At 73.7% G+C, this 14,378-nt stretch carries 15 protein-coding genes; 8 read left to right on the plus strand and 7 right to left on the minus strand.

All coding sequences use genetic code 11. The features are described 5' to 3' along the window. Positions 1 to 11 precede the first annotated feature (11 nt). The gene (locus AF1_RS05135; protein WP_067793831.1) at positions 12 to 1,430 is read right to left on the minus strand and encodes a prenyltransferase/squalene oxidase repeat-containing protein; all 1,419 of its coding nucleotides are present in this window, start codon (positions 1,428 to 1,430) and stop codon (positions 12 to 14) included. 161 nt (positions 1,431 to 1,591) lie between these two features. On the opposite strand from AF1_RS05135, the gene AF1_RS05140 reads away from it, so the two are divergent. Further along, positions 1,592 to 2,296, plus strand: a complete 705-nt coding sequence (locus AF1_RS05140; RefSeq protein WP_067793832.1) for an HIT family protein — start codon at positions 1,592 to 1,594, stop codon at positions 2,294 to 2,296. Here the strand turns inward: AF1_RS05140 and AF1_RS05145 are convergent. Next, positions 2,272 to 3,165, minus strand: a complete 894-nt coding sequence (locus AF1_RS05145; protein ID WP_067793833.1) for a PfkB family carbohydrate kinase — start codon at positions 3,163 to 3,165, stop codon at positions 2,272 to 2,274. The two genes, AF1_RS05140 and AF1_RS05145, sit on opposite strands and share 25 nt — an antisense overlap. Positions 3,166 to 3,219: 54 nt before the next feature. Next, positions 3,220 to 3,714, minus strand: coding sequence for an NUDIX domain-containing protein (locus AF1_RS05150; protein WP_067793834.1), 495 nt, complete (start codon positions 3,712 to 3,714; stop codon positions 3,220 to 3,222). Positions 3,715 to 4,237: 523 nt separating this feature from the next. Here AF1_RS05150 and infC point away from each other — a divergent pair. The 7 genes from infC (at position 4,238) to pheT (ending at position 11,463) form a co-directional block, all read left to right on the plus strand. Continuing rightward, on the plus strand, positions 4,238 to 4,765 hold the full coding sequence (infC, locus tag AF1_RS05155) for a translation initiation factor IF-3 (protein WP_255218778.1): 528 nt from the start codon (positions 4,238 to 4,240) through the stop codon (positions 4,763 to 4,765). A gap of 180 nt (positions 4,766 to 4,945) precedes the next feature. Beyond that, positions 4,946 to 5,140: a 50S ribosomal protein L35 gene (gene rpmI, locus AF1_RS05160; RefSeq protein ID WP_067468638.1), complete on the plus strand. Its 195-nt coding sequence runs from the start codon at positions 4,946 to 4,948 to the stop codon at positions 5,138 to 5,140. A 69-nt stretch (positions 5,141 to 5,209) separates the two neighbouring features. Then, entirely contained in the window at positions 5,210 to 5,587 is a 378-nt protein-coding gene (gene rplT, locus AF1_RS05165; protein ID WP_067793836.1) for a 50S ribosomal protein L20, read from the plus strand. Between the two features lie 34 nt (positions 5,588 to 5,621). Next, complete coding sequence (locus AF1_RS05170; protein WP_067793837.1) at positions 5,622 to 6,437, plus strand: TrmH family RNA methyltransferase; 816 nt, start codon at positions 5,622 to 5,624, stop codon at positions 6,435 to 6,437. Between the two features lie 205 nt (positions 6,438 to 6,642). After that, complete coding sequence (locus AF1_RS05175) at positions 6,643 to 7,731, plus strand: sensor histidine kinase (protein ID WP_067793838.1); 1,089 nt, start codon at positions 6,643 to 6,645, stop codon at positions 7,729 to 7,731. 139 nt (positions 7,732 to 7,870) lie between these two features. Beyond that, positions 7,871 to 8,980 (plus strand): phenylalanine--tRNA ligase subunit alpha, encoded by a 1,110-nt coding sequence (pheS, locus tag AF1_RS05180; protein WP_067793839.1) that lies wholly within the window; start codon positions 7,871 to 7,873, stop codon positions 8,978 to 8,980. Then, positions 8,980 to 11,463 (plus strand): phenylalanine--tRNA ligase subunit beta, encoded by a 2,484-nt coding sequence (gene pheT, locus AF1_RS05185; protein ID WP_067793840.1) that lies wholly within the window; start codon positions 8,980 to 8,982, stop codon positions 11,461 to 11,463. Before pheS ends, pheT begins: the two co-directional genes overlap by 1 nt. Before the next feature lie 70 nt (positions 11,464 to 11,533). Here the strand turns inward: pheT and AF1_RS05190 are convergent, their stop codons facing one another. The 4 genes from AF1_RS05190 to AF1_RS05205 all read right to left on the minus strand — a co-directional run. Continuing rightward, complete coding sequence (locus AF1_RS05190) at positions 11,534 to 12,328, minus strand: ABC transporter permease (RefSeq protein ID WP_131732530.1); 795 nt, start codon at positions 12,326 to 12,328, stop codon at positions 11,534 to 11,536. Then, on the minus strand, positions 12,325 to 13,098 hold the full coding sequence (locus AF1_RS05195; protein WP_067793842.1) for an ABC transporter permease: 774 nt from the start codon (positions 13,096 to 13,098) through the stop codon (positions 12,325 to 12,327). Before AF1_RS05195 ends, AF1_RS05190 begins: the two co-directional genes overlap by 4 nt. Beyond that, positions 13,095 to 14,042 (minus strand): ABC transporter ATP-binding protein, encoded by a 948-nt coding sequence (locus AF1_RS05200; RefSeq protein ID WP_067793843.1) that lies wholly within the window; start codon positions 14,040 to 14,042, stop codon positions 13,095 to 13,097. The genes AF1_RS05195 and AF1_RS05200 overlap by 4 nt, the downstream gene beginning before the upstream one ends. 69 nt (positions 14,043 to 14,111) lie before the next feature. Beyond that, positions 14,112 to 14,378, minus strand: a 267-nt coding sequence (locus AF1_RS05205) for a response regulator transcription factor (RefSeq protein ID WP_169804028.1), incomplete at its 5' end; no start/stop codon positions are given.

A 14,378-nucleotide genomic window follows, 5' to 3' on the forward strand; every position in this document is an offset into this window, starting at 1 on the left:
GCCCCGGCCGGTCAGGGCGGCGCCGGCGGCGGGCCGCGCGGGGTGCGGCGGCGCTTCACCGACTCGTCGACGCCGGCGAGGACGATGGGCAGGATCACGCTCAGCCAGAAGTCCTTCCAGCCCCACATGCCCGCCGTGACGCCCAGCGCGCTGGCGCCGCACACGAGGCTCAGCAGGAACGCCGCCCAGTGCCGCCGCGTAAAGCCCACCGGGTCGATGACGCGGCGGTGCGGCAGGAGGTCGGCCAGGGGGCGTTCCCGGGCGTGGGACCGCTGCACGACGGTCGCGTCCGGCAGCCAGTGCAGGACGTCGGCGTTCCCGGCGAGCGGGAGGCGGCTGAGCGCGACGAGCGTCTCCAGCCGCCACCACAGCGTCCACAGCGAGGTGCGTCCGCTGCCGGGGTGGCCGTTCCAGCGCGGGTCGGCGACCTCGCCGCGCACCAGCGTCCGGAACGCGCGCGCGACGACCGGGCCGTGCGGGCCGCGCGGGTCGCGCAGCAGCGCGGTCAGCGCGATCGGCAGCCCGTAGTGCCAGAGCGCGAGCCGCCACACCGGGTCCGGCCCCTGCGGGTCCGCGCCGCGGTGCGGGGAGACACGGTGCGGGGAGACGTCGTAGGTCTCGATCCACGTGTGGTCGTCGTCGGGGTCGAGGTGCTCCAGCAGCCAGTCGTAGGCGTCCAGCAGCCGTTCGGTTCTCAGGCCGGGACGGGCCTCCGCCAGCGTGACCAGCGCGAACGCCGTGTGGGTGACGGTGGGCCCGGCCGCGGGGGTCGGCCCCCAGCCGGGACGGTGCGCGGTCCGGTCGGCGGTCAGCCACTCCACGCCCCGGTCGACCGCCGGGTCGTAGGGGTTGAGCTGGCTGAGCGCGCGGAGCGCCAGGCACGTCGGCCATACGCGGGACGGGCAGCCGTGCAGCGAGCCCCATCCGCCGTCGGTGTTCTGGTTGCGCAGCAGCCACCGGTAGGCGCGCCTGAGGTCGGGCGCGTCGTCGCGCAGGTCGCAGCGGGCGCGGGCGAGGAACCGCGCGATCCAGCCGGTCGCCTCCACCACCGGCATGCCGAGGCTGGTCTTGGTGGCCCAGCCGCCGTCCCGCAGCGGGTCGCCGGAGCGGGTCTGCCGCGCGGCGAGGAAGGCCAGGCCCTCGTCGAAGTACTCGAAGGAACGTCCGGCCTCCGCGAACGCCATCAGCCCGAGCGCCGTCGCGGTGGTGCCGGGCTCCGGCCGGGCCAGCTCGTGGTACCAGCCGCCGCCGGAGCCGCGCGCGGGCGTGTAGGTGTCGCGCAGGACGTCCAGCGACTCGTTCAGCCGCGTTTCGAGCACGGCCATGTCGATGACGGGGACGTCGGCGCCGCGGGGCCGGTGCCTTCCGGGCAGGGCGGCGGGACGGTCGGCGCCGGGGGCCGGTGCGGGGAGGGGAGGAGTCTGGTGCACGGTATCGCCTTCTGCTCCAGTTGTTCCCGTCCGGCCAGGCTTTGTACCCCGCGGGTTCCATGTCTGTGTCATGGCCGGACGGACCGCCGGGGCCGTGCGCCGGGCACGCTGGAAGGAGCCTGGAGAGGCATGGTCCCCCGTTCCGTGGTGCTGGAGGAGGCGTGGCCGAGCCGACGGCGTGGAGCGCGCCGGGTCATGAGTGCGTCCTGTGCCCGCCCCTGCGGTTCCGGTTCAACGGCATGGCCGATCTCCCCGGTGAGTCCGGTGTGATCGCCCGCGACCGTGACTTCCTGCTCATCCCGGACGTGGCACCGCTCGCCGAGGGACACGTCCTGCTGGTCACCCAGGAGCATCGCCAGTGCGCGGGAGAGTTCGGCCGGAAGATGTGGGAACGCGCGCTCCGGTGGCGCGACCGCGTCGCCCACCTCTACCGCGTCGCCTACGGGAGCGGTGAACTGCTGCTGTTCGAGCACGGACCGGCGACCTCGCAGGGCGGCGGCGCCTGCATCGACCACATGCACTGGCATCTCCTGCCCGGCACACCGGGCGTGCGCGCGGTGGTGGAGGCGCGCGGGCGCCCCGGAGCGCCCGCCGACCTCGTCGCCCTCCGGGCCTGCTTCCGCGCCGGCCGCTCTTATCTCCTGATCGAGGAGAACGAGGTCATGACCGTCCACCCGGGGGACGGCGTCGAGAGCCAGTTCCTGCGCTGGGCCGTGACGGCCGCCGGGCCGGATGTGACATGGCGCTGGCAGGAGACGTTCGGCCTGCCCGCCGGCAGGCGGCGCTTCCTGCGCACGCTCACCGCGCTGCGCGCGGCGCTGACCGCCCCGCCGGCCGGGGATCAGCCTCCCGACAGCCACCAGTAGAGTTCGCACGCGGCCAGCCGGTCCCCGAACCCGGCGCGCCGCACACCGTCCGCGTAGCCGGTGGAGTACTCCATGAGCAGGCACCCGCGCCGGTAGGCGAGGACGCGCTCCAGGGCCGTCGCGCCGAACCGCAGCAGCCACAGCGGACGGCCCGGCACGGCGCGGTCCAGCACCGGCGGCAGGCGGCGCACTTCGCCCCCGTCCGCCGGCGCCGGGTGCCCGAGGAGGCGCGCCAGCGTGGGCGCCTCGGCGAAGACCAGGTCCGCGCAGGCCAGCGCCGGCAGCACCGCGGACGCCGGGAGCCGCGCGTCGATGTCGTGCGGGACGAGGTCGAACGCGATCCGCGTCCCCGCCGCACGGGCGATGCGCGCCGCCTCCCGCAGCGCCTCCCGCGAGACCGGGGACAGCACCGAGTACCCGTCCATGACGAGCACGTCCGCGGCCCCGATCCCGGCCGCCTCCGCCCGGACCTCCGCCGCGGTGAGCCGCCGCCCCGGCGGCTCGTCCTGGACGACCAGGAGCCGGACGCCCGGCCCGTTCCCGCACGGACGGTCGCGCAGCATCACCGAGACGCCGTTCGGCACGCCCGCCTCGACGCGCAGCCGGCCGTCCGCGCCGATCCGCCGCAGTTCGCGGCGGATCACCGGCGTGTAGTCGTCCTCGCCGATCTTCGCCAGCACGCTCACCCGGCCGAAGTAGCGGGCCGCGTACCGGGCCAGGTTGACCGCCGTCCCCGCGACCACGGCCCGCGCCGGGGCGTAGGTGAGGCGGTCGGCGCCCAGTTCGGCGAACCGGATGTCCGGCAGGGACGCGCGGACCTCCACCCCGGCGTCCCCGATGACGAACAGCGAGAAACGGCGCTCGGCCACGCCGTCAAGACCCGGCCACTCGGCCGGCGAACGCGACGGGCCCATACGCGGCGATCAGACGGCGGGCGGCAGGAACGCCCGCATCACCGGACGCAGGCTCGGGATGAGTTCGTACCGGTCGATCTCGTCCAGCGGCACCCAGGCGCAGCCGTCCAGATGGTCGCTCGTGTCCTGGTTCTCCAGGGTGGCGTCCAGCGTCACCGGCCGGCAGTGGCGCGCCGCCGCGACGACGCGTATCCGCCCGCCCTGCGGTCTGCGGCGGTCGGGCATGAACCACTGCCACAGATGGAACGGCGGCCCCGGATCGATCTTGAGGCCGACCTCCTCCCAGACCTCCCGGCGGATGTGGTCGTCGAGGTCCAGGTCGGTGTCCGGCTCCAGCCGCCCGCCGGGCACCTCCCAGCGGCCCGGATGGAACGGGTCGGACGCGGACTTGCGGACCAGCAGCAGCCGTCCGGCGGACACGATGAACGCCTTCTGCGCGAACTGCAGGCCGATCGTCGACAAGGCGGTGAGGGGGCCGGCGGCGCCGGCCTCGACCGAGGGCATCGCGGGAACAACCTCCCTGGTGCCGGGCCCACCGGGCCGTCTGCGCTCTACCGTAACAATCCCGTGCCCGCGTGCCGAGACGCCGGACGGGCCAGAAGAGCGTCACCGTCCCGGCCCCGGGAATGGGGGGCCGCCCGAGGCTGTTGACACAGGTGGCGTACCTCACGAAGGCGGCCGCGTCCACCGCGGGCCACGGTTTCGCGGTGGCGCGGCGGGTCCCGCCGGGTGGTATTCTTGGTGGCCGACCGGCCCTGTGCGCGCGATCCGAGTGGTGGCGTGTGCCGGGCGCTCAAGCGGAGGCCACCTCCCACCTGACCGGCTGGAAGGCCGGTGGGTTTCGGTCCGGCGAACGGGCTTGAACGTCCGTCTCGCCGTCGTCCCCGGACGGGTGTCCGTCCAGGGAGACCGAAGGTGGCCCCGTACGTGAGTCGTGCGGGGCTTTTCTCGTGGAAGCCTCGGGGTACGACCGGTCCAACGAACTTGAGAACGGCCCCAAGGAGGTCCCATCAGCGCCGAACCGCGTATCAACGACCGCATTCGCGTGCCCGAGGTCCGGCTCGTCGGCCCGAACGGCGAACAGGTGGGCATCGTGCCCATCGCCAAGGCCCTTGAACTCGCACGTGAGGCGGACCTCGACCTCGTCGAGGTGGCGCCCACCGCGCGTCCGCCCGTCGCGAAGCTCATGGACTACGGCAAGTTCAAGTACGAGTCCGCGATGAAGGCGCGTGAGGCGCGGAAGAACCAGGCGCACACGGTCATCAAGGAGATCAAGCTCCGCCCGAAGATCGACCCGCACGACTACGAGACCAAGAAGGGTCACGTGGTGCGGTTCCTGAAGGCCGGGGACAAGGTGAAGGTCACGATCATGTTCCGTGGTCGTGAGCAGTCCCGTCCCGAGCTGGGGTACCGGCTGCTGCAGCGGCTCGCCGACGACGTCGAGGAGCTCGGCTTCGTCGAGTCGCGGCCCAAGCAGGACGGCCGGAACATGATCATGGTGATCGGTCCGCACAAGAAGAAGGTGGCCCGCGGGCAGGAGACCGAGACCGCCTGACGGCCGCCCGGGATCGGCCTCGCGGCGGCCCCGACTCCGCGACCTCGCGGCTGAGCGGGGTCGCGGCGCACGTACATTGAAGCCTGACCTGGCGCGTCCACGGGAGCCGTGTGATGCGCCGATCAGGCGCGCCCCCGTGCGGACCGCGCGGGGGCCGGAATGAGGGAGACGACGGCGACCATGCCGAAGACCAAGACCCACAGCGGTGCCAAGAAGCGCTTCAAGCTGACCGGCTCCGGCAAGGTGATGCGCCGCCGCGCCAACAAGAACCACCTGCTCGAGCACAAGCCGACCAAGCGGACGCGCCGGCTGTCCGGCCCGGCCGTGGTGGCCGACGCCGACGCCAAGAACATCAAGAAGCTGCTGCGCAAGTAGCACTCGACCAGGTACATCAGCGACCGGCCGAGGCCCGTGCGGCCCGGCCCCCACGAAGGAGTTCAGCACGTGGCACGCGTGAAGAGGGGCGTCAACGCCGCCAAGAAGCGCCGGGTCGTCCTGGAGCGGTCGAGCGGCTACCGCGGGCAGCGTTCCCGCCTGTACCGCAAGGCCAAGGAGCAGCAGCTCCACTCGATGACCTACGCCTTCCGGGACCGCAAGGACCGCAAGGGCCAGTTCCGCCGGCTGTGGATCCAGCGGATCAACGCCGCGGCCCGCGCCAACGGCATCACCTACAACCGGTTCATCCAGGGTCTGAAGGCCGCGGAGGTCGAGGTCGACCGCCGCATGCTCGCCGAGCTGGCCGTGAACGACGCCGCGGCGTTCGCCACGCTCGTCAAGGTGGCCAAGGACGCGCTCCCGACCGAGGGTTCGGAGGCGGCCTGAGCCGGGCGACCGGCATACGGGCGATCACAGCGACATGGCGGGCCGCGAGCTGACCTCTCTCCGATCACCACGGGTGAAGGCCGCTCGGCGGCTCGCCAAACGCGCCTTCCGGCGCCGCGAGAACCGGTTCCTCGCCGAGGGGCCGCAGGCGGTGCGGGAGGCGCTGCAGATCCCCGGCGGGCTCGCCGAGCTGTTCACCACCGCCGAGGCGGAGACCCGCCATCCCGAGCTGGTGCTCGCCGCCGAGCGCGCGGGCGCACCGGTGCTGCGCGTCAGCGGCGAGGTCATGGCGGAGCTGGCGCAGACCGTCACCCCGCAGGGGCTGCTGGCGGTGTGCGAGTTCGTCGACGTCCCGCTCGCCAAGGCGCTGGAGACCGGTCCCCGGCTGGTGACCGTGCTCGCGCACGTCCGCGACCCCGGGAACGCGGGCACCGTGCTGCGCACCGCCGACGCCGCCGGCTCGGAGGCGGTCGTGTTCACCGACGCGTCCGTCGACCCCTACAACGGCAAATGCGTGCGCGCTTCGGCGGGCAGCCTGTTCCACCTGCCGGTCGTCACCGGCCCGCGGTTCGATGCGCTGATCCCCGAGCTGAAGGGCGCGGGCCTCACCGTGCTCGCCGCCGACGGCGCGGGTGACCGCACCCTCGACGAGGCGATCGACGGGGGACTGCTCGCGCGGCCCACCGCCTGGGTGTTCGGGAACGAGGCGTGGGGTCTGCCCGACGAGATACTCCGGCACGTGGACGAGGTCGTGCGCGTGCCCATCTACGGACGCGCCGAGAGCCTGAACCTGGCGACGGCCGCGGCCGTATGCCTGTACGCCTCGGCGCGTGCCCAGCGCGGGACGTGACGGCGGGGCCCGGTAAGCCGATCGTCCGCGCTGGTAAGGCCGCCCTCCGGGGGGCGGCAGCCCGTCCGGAAGGCTACAGATGCCTTTCCGCCGGGCGGTTTCCGGGTCCCGCAAGGTGCCCGACTCCGGCTAGAGTCTCTTTTCGACAGGCCGCGTTCCCGTCGGTGTTCTGGAGGCCGCTGTGGGCGGAGAGGAGTCCCCTCTCATGGCCGCGCGCGTACCCGAGCGAGGGTTCGGGCCTGGCCCTGAGCGGGGCGCGGCGGACGACCTGCCCGACGGGCTGCTGGTCGCCGACCGGAACGCCCGCGTGGTGGTGTTCAACGCCGCCGCCTCGCGGATCACCGGGATCGCCGCCGCGTCCGCCGTCGGCCGCGACTTCCGCGACGTCCTGCTGCTGCACGATGCCGAGGGCCGCGACTGGTGGAAGTGCCTGGCCCCCTATGACGGCCTGAACACCCGCACCCGCCACCCCGAGCGCGCGCTGTTCCTTCCCGGCGGCACCGAGGTGCTGGTGACCGCCGCCTACCGGCGCGATGACCGGGGCCGGGTAGAACGGTTCACGGTGTGCCTGCGCGACGCCGTGCACCGCGCCCGCCAGGAACGCGACCGCGCCGACCTCGTCTCCACCGTCGCCCATGAGCTGCGCTCCCCGCTGACCAGCGTGAAGGGCTTCACCGCGACGCTGCTGGCCAAGTGGCACCGCTTCAACGACGACCAGAAGCGCGTCATGCTGGAGACCGTCAACGCCGACGCCGACCGCGTCACCCGGCTGATCACCGAGCTGCTGGACGTGTCCCGCATCGAGGCGGGCCGGCTGGAGATGCACCGCCAGGTCGTCGACCTGCCCGAGGAGGTCCGCAAGGTCATCGCGGGCCGGGTCGCGGCCGGCGATCCCGAGGACCGGTTCCACTTCGAGGCGCGCGGTGAACTGCCCGAGATGTGGCTCGATCCCGACAAGATGGACCAGATCCTCGGTAACCTCCTGGAAAACGCGGTGCGTCACGGGGCGGGTACTGTCACCATTGTGGTGGAGCCGGACGCGCATAAGGAGGGAGCGGCCGTGTCGGTGCGCGACGAGGGCGAGGGCATTCCGCCCGAGGCCGTTCAGCGCGTCTTCCGGCAGTTCTGGCGCGGCCCCGGCGGCAACCGCCGCGGCGGCACCGGCCTCGGGCTCTACATCGTCAAGGGCCTGGTCGAGGCGCACGGCGGCATGATCACCGTGCGGCGGGCACCCGGTGGCGGCGCCGAGTTCCGATTTACCGTGCCCGCAGGGGCCCCCGACCACGCCGGCTGAGCGCGCCGCACGCCGCCGGCACGGCACGGTCACCGGGCCCCTGGACGGGCCAGCGCGTCACGCGCACGCTTTCCGGATTCCCACCGCCCGCGCACTAGACTGCGGGCGTCCCACGCCGACCGGAGTCGATCACACCACCATGTCTGCACCCAACAAGTCCTATGACCCCGTCGAGGTGTCCGCGCTGCAGCCCGAGGAGCTGGAGCGGGCCCGTGGCGAGGCGCTCGCGGCGATCGCCGCGGCCGCCGACCTCGACACGCTGAAGCAGGTCCGCCTGGCGCACGCCGGAGACCGCTCCCCGCTGGCCCTCGCCAACCGGGAGATCGGCGCGCTGCCGCCCGCGGCCCGCGCCGACGCCGGCAAGCGCATCGGCGCCGCCCGCGGCGCCGTCTCCAAGGCGCTGAAGGAGCGCCAGGCCGAACTGGAGGAGGAACGCGACCGGCGCGTCCTCGTGGAGGAGACGGTCGACGTCACCCTCCCGTGGGACCGGGCGCCGCGCGGCGCCCGCCACCCGCTGACCACGATGCAGGAGCGGATGGCCGACGTCTTCGTCTCCCTGGGCTTCGAGATCGCCGAGGGCCCCGAGGTCGAGGCGGAGTGGTTCAACTTCGACGCGCTCAACTTCAAGCCCGACCACCCGGCCCGCACGATGCAGGACACGTTCTTCGTCGGATCGGAGGAGACCGGCCTGGTGATGCGCACGCACACCTCGCCGGTGCAGATCCGGGCGCTGCTGTCGCACGAGCCGCCCGTCTACGTGGTGGTCCCGGGCCGGACGTTCCGCACCGACGAGCTGGACGCCACGCACAGCCCCGTCTTCCACCAGCTGGAGGGCCTCGCGATCGACGAGGGACTGACGATGGCCGACCTGCGCGGCGGCATCGACGCGTTCGTCACCGGCATGTTCGGCGAGGGGCTGAAGACGCGGTTCCGGCCGTCGTACTTCCCGTTCACCGAGCCGTCCGCCGAGGTGGACATGCAGTGCTTCGTGTGCCGGGGCGCGTCCGCCGAGCCGGGCGCCGACCCGTGCCGGACCTGCAGCTCGGAGGGCTGGATCGAACTGGGCGGCTGCGGCATGGTCAACCCGCGGGTGCTGGTGGCCTGCGGCGTCGACCCCGGCCGCTACAGCGGCTGGGCGTTCGGGCTGGGCGTCGAGCGGACGCTGATGTTCCGGCACGGCGTGGAGGACATGTACGACATGGTGGAGGGCGACGTCCGGTTCACCCTCCCGTTCGGGATGGAGATCTGATGCGGGCCCCGCTTTCCTGGCTGCGCGAGTACGTCGAGCTGCCGGCCGGTGTCACGGGCCGCGCGCTGGCCGAAAGGCTGATCGCGGCGGGCCTGGAGGTCGAGACCGTCGAGCGGGCCGGCGCCGACCTCGCCGGCCCGCTCGTCGTCGGCGAGGTCCTGGCGATCGAGGAGCTGACCGGCTTCAAGAAGCCGATCCGCTACTGCCAGGTGAACGTCGGCGACGCCAACGGCACCGGCGAGCCGCAGAACATCGTGTGCGGCGCCACCAATTTCGCGGTCGGTGACCGCGTCGTCGTCATCCTGCCCGGCGGCGTGCTGCCCGGCGGTTTCCAGATCGGTGCCCGCAAGACCTACGGTCATCTGTCCGAGGGCATGATCTGCTCGGTCCGCGAGCTCGGCATCGGCGAGGATCACGACGGCATCCTCGTCCTGCCGCCGGACACGGCGGTCGGCGCGGACGCGATCGAGCTGCTCGGGCTGCGCGACGACGTCCTCGACATCGCCGTCACGCCCGACCGCGGCTACGCCCTGTCGATCCGCGGCATCGCCCGCGAGGCCGCCACCGCGTACGGGGTGCCGTTCAAGGACCCGGCGGACGTGGAACTGCCCCCAGAGGACGGGGCGAGCGGAGCGTATCCGGCGAGCATCGGGGATCCGACCGCGTGCGACCGGTTCGTCCTGCGGGAGGTGCGCGGTTTCGACCCGGACGCGAGGACCCCGCTGTGGATGCAGGTCCGCCTGCACCGCGCCGGGATGCGCCCGGTGTCGCTCGCCGTGGACATCACCAACTACCTGATGCTCGAACTCGGCCAGCCGCTGCACGCGTTCGACCGGGGCAGGCTCACCGGCCCGATCGTGGTGCGGCGTGCCGCGCCGGGCGAGAAGCTGGAGACGCTCGACCACGTCAAGCGGACCCTCGACCCCGAGGACATCCTCATCACCGACGAGTCGGGGCCGATCTCCATGGCCGGCACGATGGGCGGCCTCGCCACCGAGATCGGCGAGCGCTCGTCCGACATGGTCATCGAGGCCGCGCACTTCGACGCCATCGGCACCGCCCGGATGAGCCGCCGGCACCGGCTGCACAGCGAGGCGTCCTACCGGTTCGAGCGGGGCGTCGACCGCGAACTGCCGCTCCACGCCTCCTACCGGGCGGCTCAGATGCTCGCCGGGCTGGGCGGCGCGGAGATCGTGCCGGGCGTCACCCATGCCGAGGCGCCGGCCGGGCGGGTCACGGTCACGATGCCCGCCGATCACCCCGACCGGGTCGCGGGCGTCACCTACGGGCGGGACGCGGTCGTCCGCCGCCTGGAGCAGGTCGGCTGCACGGTGACCGGCGACGGCCTCCTGACGGTGGCGCCGCCGTCCTGGCGTCCGGACCTGACCGACCCGAACGACCTCGCCGAAGAGGTGATCCGCCTCGAAGGGTACGAGGACATCCCGGCACGGGCCCCGCGCCCGGTCGCCGGCAGGGGCCTGACCCCGCGGCAGCGGCTGCGCCGCCGCATCGGCCGCGTCCTCGCCGGCGCCGGCTACGTCGAGGCGCTCGCGTTCCCGTTCGTCGCCGAGAAGGACCTGGACGGCCTCCAGCTTCCCGCCGACGACGAACGCCGCCGGACGCTGCGCCTGGCGAACCCGATGTCGGAGCAGGAGCCGCTGCTGCGCACCACGCTGCTGCCGGGCCTGCTCAAGGTCCTCGCGCTGAACGTGGGACGCGGCTTCGGCGACGTCGCCCTGTTCGAGGTGGGCGTGGTGTTCCGTCCGCGTCCGGACGGGCCGGCCGTCGCGCCGCGCCTGCCCGTGGACCGCGGTCCGACGGCCGAGGAGATCGCCTCGCTGGAGGCCGCGCTGCCCGACCAGCCGCACCGGGTGGCGGTCGTGCTGTCCGGCGACCGCGAGCCGTCGGGCTGGTGGGGCGAGGGACGCCCGGCGCTGTGGGCGGACGCGATCGAGGCCGCCCGCACGGTGGCCCGCGAGGTCGGCGTCGAGCTGACGGTCAAGGCCGACCAGCACGCCCCGTGGCACCCGGGCCGGTGCGCCGCGCTCTACGTGGGCGACACCCTGGTCGGTCACGCCGGCGAGCTGCACCCGCGCGTCACCAAGGCGTACGGGCTGCCGGCCCGGTCGTGCGCGATGGAGCTGGAGCTGCGCCGCCTCGGCGACCCGGTCCCGGTCCGCGCGCCGCACGTGTCGTCCTACCCGGTCGCCACCCAGGACGTCGCGCTGATCGTCGACTCCGCGGTGCCCGCCGCCGAGGTGGAGGCGGCGCTGCGCGACGGCGCGGGCGACCTGCTGGAGGCGATCCGGCTGTTCGACGTCTACACCGGCGAGCAGGCGGGGGAGGGCCGCAAGTCCCTGGCCTACTCGCTGCGCTTCCGCGCCCCGGACCGCACCCTGACCGCCGAGGAGGCGTCGCAGGCCCGTGACGCCGCCGTCACGGCGGCGTCCGACCGCACGGGAGCCGTCCTGCGCGGCGCCTGACGAACACCGCGGCGCCTGACGAACACCGACGTGCCCCGGACCCGTGACGGGTCCGGGGCACGTCCCCGTCTCACCCCGCGTAGCCGAGGGTCCCGTCGCGGCGCCCCACGGCGACCAGCCGGTCCATCGACAGCGCCGCCACCGCGTACCAGCCCGCCCCGACCAGCGCCTCGGTCCCGAGCAGGCTCATGATGTGGCCGGTGGACGCGCCGCCGAGGATGCCGCGCACCGCCTCCAGCCCGTGCACGACGGGAAGCGCCTGCGCCGCGACCCGCAGCGGCCCGGGCCAGACCCCGACCGGGACGTTCACACCCCCGAACGTCATGATGATTCCGTAGGCGAAGTTCAGCACCAGCCATTCGACGCCCCGCAGCCGCAACGCGACACCCGCCAGCGCGCAGCCGTACCCGTAGCTGCTGACGAGGATGAGCACGATGACCGGCATCGCGTATCCGGCCCGCGGCCACGGCAGCGGCACGCCCAGCAGCGGCGGCAGGACGAGCCACGCGACCGATGCGCTGGTCAGCCCGGTCACCGTCCACTGCAGCCCGCGCCCCAGGTACACCGGCAGGTGCCCGGAGGGGGCGATGGCCAGCAGCGGCAGCGTCCCCGTGCGCCGCTCACCGGCCAGCGAGATCACCACGATCGTGGACTCCAGGCAGGCCAGCACCACGATGTTGCCGACCAGCACGTACCGCATGGTGGCCTCGTCGCCGACGTAGCGGCCCAGCAGGGCGTAGAAGGTGGCCTGGCAGAGCAGCCGCATCAGCCACCCGAACGTCCACGTCCGCCAGGTGTAGACGGCGCCCATCTCGGCGAACCCGAGGATCAGCGACTCCCGGACGATCCTGAGCACGTGCCTCATGCGAACCCCACCGTCCCCTCCCGGCGCGCCCGGTTCACATAGCGCCGCGTCAGCCACAGCCCCGCCGCCATCGCCGCCGCGCCCAGCCCCAGGATCGCCGCGACCGACCAGGGCCAGCCGCGGGCGTCTCCGCGCACCGAGCCGCGCAGCAGTTCCGCGCTCCACGACAGGAACACCACGCGGCTGAGGGGATGCAGCCAGCCGGGCAGCACCGTGACCGGGACGAGGATCCCGCCGAGGATGTAGAACGGGTAGCCGAGGGAGTTCTGGAGGACGTCCCGCGCCCGCGACACCACGAGCACCGCCGACAGCAGCGTCGCGGTCCCGACCGTGGCCAGGCAGGTGATCGCCACCGCGAGCGCGAACAGCGCGGGGTCGGCGACCGCCAGGACCCGGCCGAACCCGAGGGCCGCCACCAGCCACGACTCCGCGAACGCCGCCGCGCCGACCAGCACCACCATCGCGACCCGGCCGGCCACCACCGGGCCGAGCGGGACGGGCGTCGCGATCATCGGGGAGAACCGCCCGGCCCAGCGGTCCTCGGGGACGATGCGCCCGGCGTAGTCGAGCGCGGCGACCCAGAGCCCGATCAGCCCCGGCGCCAGGACGGCGTTCGCCACGACGTCCGGGCGGTGCGCCGTCACGGTCAACGCCAGCATCGTCGTGGTCTGCATGGGCGCGATGAGCAGGATGAGCGTGTGCTCGGGATCGCGCCGCGACAGCGCGAGCTGCAGCAGGACCGCATGCCACATCACCCGGAGCGTGCTCATACGCGCATCCCGCGGTCGCCGACCGTGCGCAGGTAGACCTCTTCGAGGGTCGGTTCGCCGCGCCGGGCGGTGAGCACGTCGCGCTCCAGCAGCCAGGCGAGGACGCGGCGGGTCCCGTCCCGGCCGGCCGTGTGGACGCGCCAGCCGGTCCCGTCCCGCCGCTCGACGTCGCTCACGTCGGGCAGCAGGGCCAGGGCCTCGGTGAGGGCCGGGTCGGGGTGGGTGAAGTCGACGCACTCGCGGTCACCGAGGAACCGCCCGACCCGCGCGGGGTCCCCGGTCAGCAGCATCCGGCCGCGGTCGATCAGCGTCACCCGGTCGCACAGCGCCGCCGCCTCGTCCATGTCGTGGGTGGCGAGCAGGAACGTGCGGCCCTCCGCGCGCAGTTCGAGGACGAGCCGCCGGAAGGCCCCGGCCGCGACCGGGTCGAGCCCGGACGTCGGCTCGTCCAGGAACAGCACGCGCGGCTCGTGCAGCAGCCCGCGCGCCAGGTGCAGCCGCTGCCGCATCCCGCGCGAGAACGTCTCCACCCGGTCGTCCGCCCGGCCGGCGAGCCCGACCCGCTCCAGCAGCGCGTCGGCGCGCCTGCGGGCGGTCCGGGTGTCGAGCTTGTGGAGCGCACCCCAGAACCGCAGGTTGCGGCGGGCGGTCAGCCGGTCGTAGAGGCCCCGGTCGCCGCCGAGGACGAGCCCCACCAGCGATCGGACGGCACGCGTGTCGGCCACGACGTCGTGGCCGAGGACCCGCGCCGTCCCGGCCGACGGCAGCAGCACGGTGGAGAGGATCTGGACGAGGGTGGTCTTGCCCGCCCCGTTCGGCCCGAGCAGCCCGTGGATCTCGTTCTGCCCGATGGTCATGGTCAGGTCGTCGAGGGCGACGACGGGGTCCCGGTGCCTGCGCGAGTAGGTGCGGCGCAGCCCGGAGGTGTGCACGGCGGCTTCCATGTCCTCGACCGTCGCCCTAAGACGTGTGCCCGGACCATAAGCCCGCGCCTCAGATCGCCCGCCGGGCGGCTAAGCCAGGCCGCGGTCGCGGGCGGTGGCGGCGGCCTCGGCGCGGGAGGAGGCACCGAGTTTGGCGAGGATGTTGGAGATGTGGACGCTGGCGGTCTTGGGGGAGATGACCAGTTCCTCGGCGATCTCCCGGTTGGTGCGTCCGCGTGCCAGCAGGCGGATCACCTCCGATTCGCGGGCGGTCAGCGGCCCCCCGGACGGTCCGGCGAGGCCGGCGCGGCGGGCGCGTTCGCGGACGCGGCGGGCCAGGGGCGCGGCGCCGAGGCG

Origin of the sequence: Actinomadura formosensis NBRC 14204, assembly GCF_001552155.1 — a bacterium.
GTDB classification, from domain to species: domain Bacteria; phylum Actinomycetota; class Actinomycetes; order Streptosporangiales; family Streptosporangiaceae; genus Spirillospora; species Spirillospora formosensis.

Coding starts and splice junctions, on each gene's coding strand:
- AF1_RS05150 (WP_067793834.1), bottom strand. CDS start 3,714: ATGCCCTCGGTCGAGGCCGGCGCCGCCGGCCCCCTCACCGCCTTGTCG.
- rpmI (WP_067468638.1), top strand. CDS start 4,946: ATGCCGAAGACCAAGACCCACAGCGGTGCCAAGAAGCGCTTCAAGCTG.
- AF1_RS05170 (WP_067793837.1), top strand. CDS start 5,622: ATGGCGGGCCGCGAGCTGACCTCTCTCCGATCACCACGGGTGAAGGCC.
- AF1_RS05175 (WP_067793838.1), top strand. CDS start 6,643: ATGGCCGCGCGCGTACCCGAGCGAGGGTTCGGGCCTGGCCCTGAGCGG.
- pheS (WP_067793839.1), top strand. CDS start 7,871: ATGTCTGCACCCAACAAGTCCTATGACCCCGTCGAGGTGTCCGCGCTG.
- pheT (WP_067793840.1), top strand. CDS start 8,980: ATGCGGGCCCCGCTTTCCTGGCTGCGCGAGTACGTCGAGCTGCCGGCC.
- AF1_RS05190 (WP_131732530.1), bottom strand. CDS start 12,328: ATGAGGCACGTGCTCAGGATCGTCCGGGAGTCGCTGATCCTCGGGTTC.
- AF1_RS05195 (WP_067793842.1), bottom strand. CDS start 13,098: ATGAGCACGCTCCGGGTGATGTGGCATGCGGTCCTGCTGCAGCTCGCG.
- AF1_RS05200 (WP_067793843.1), bottom strand. CDS start 14,042: ATGGAAGCCGCCGTGCACACCTCCGGGCTGCGCCGCACCTACTCGCGC.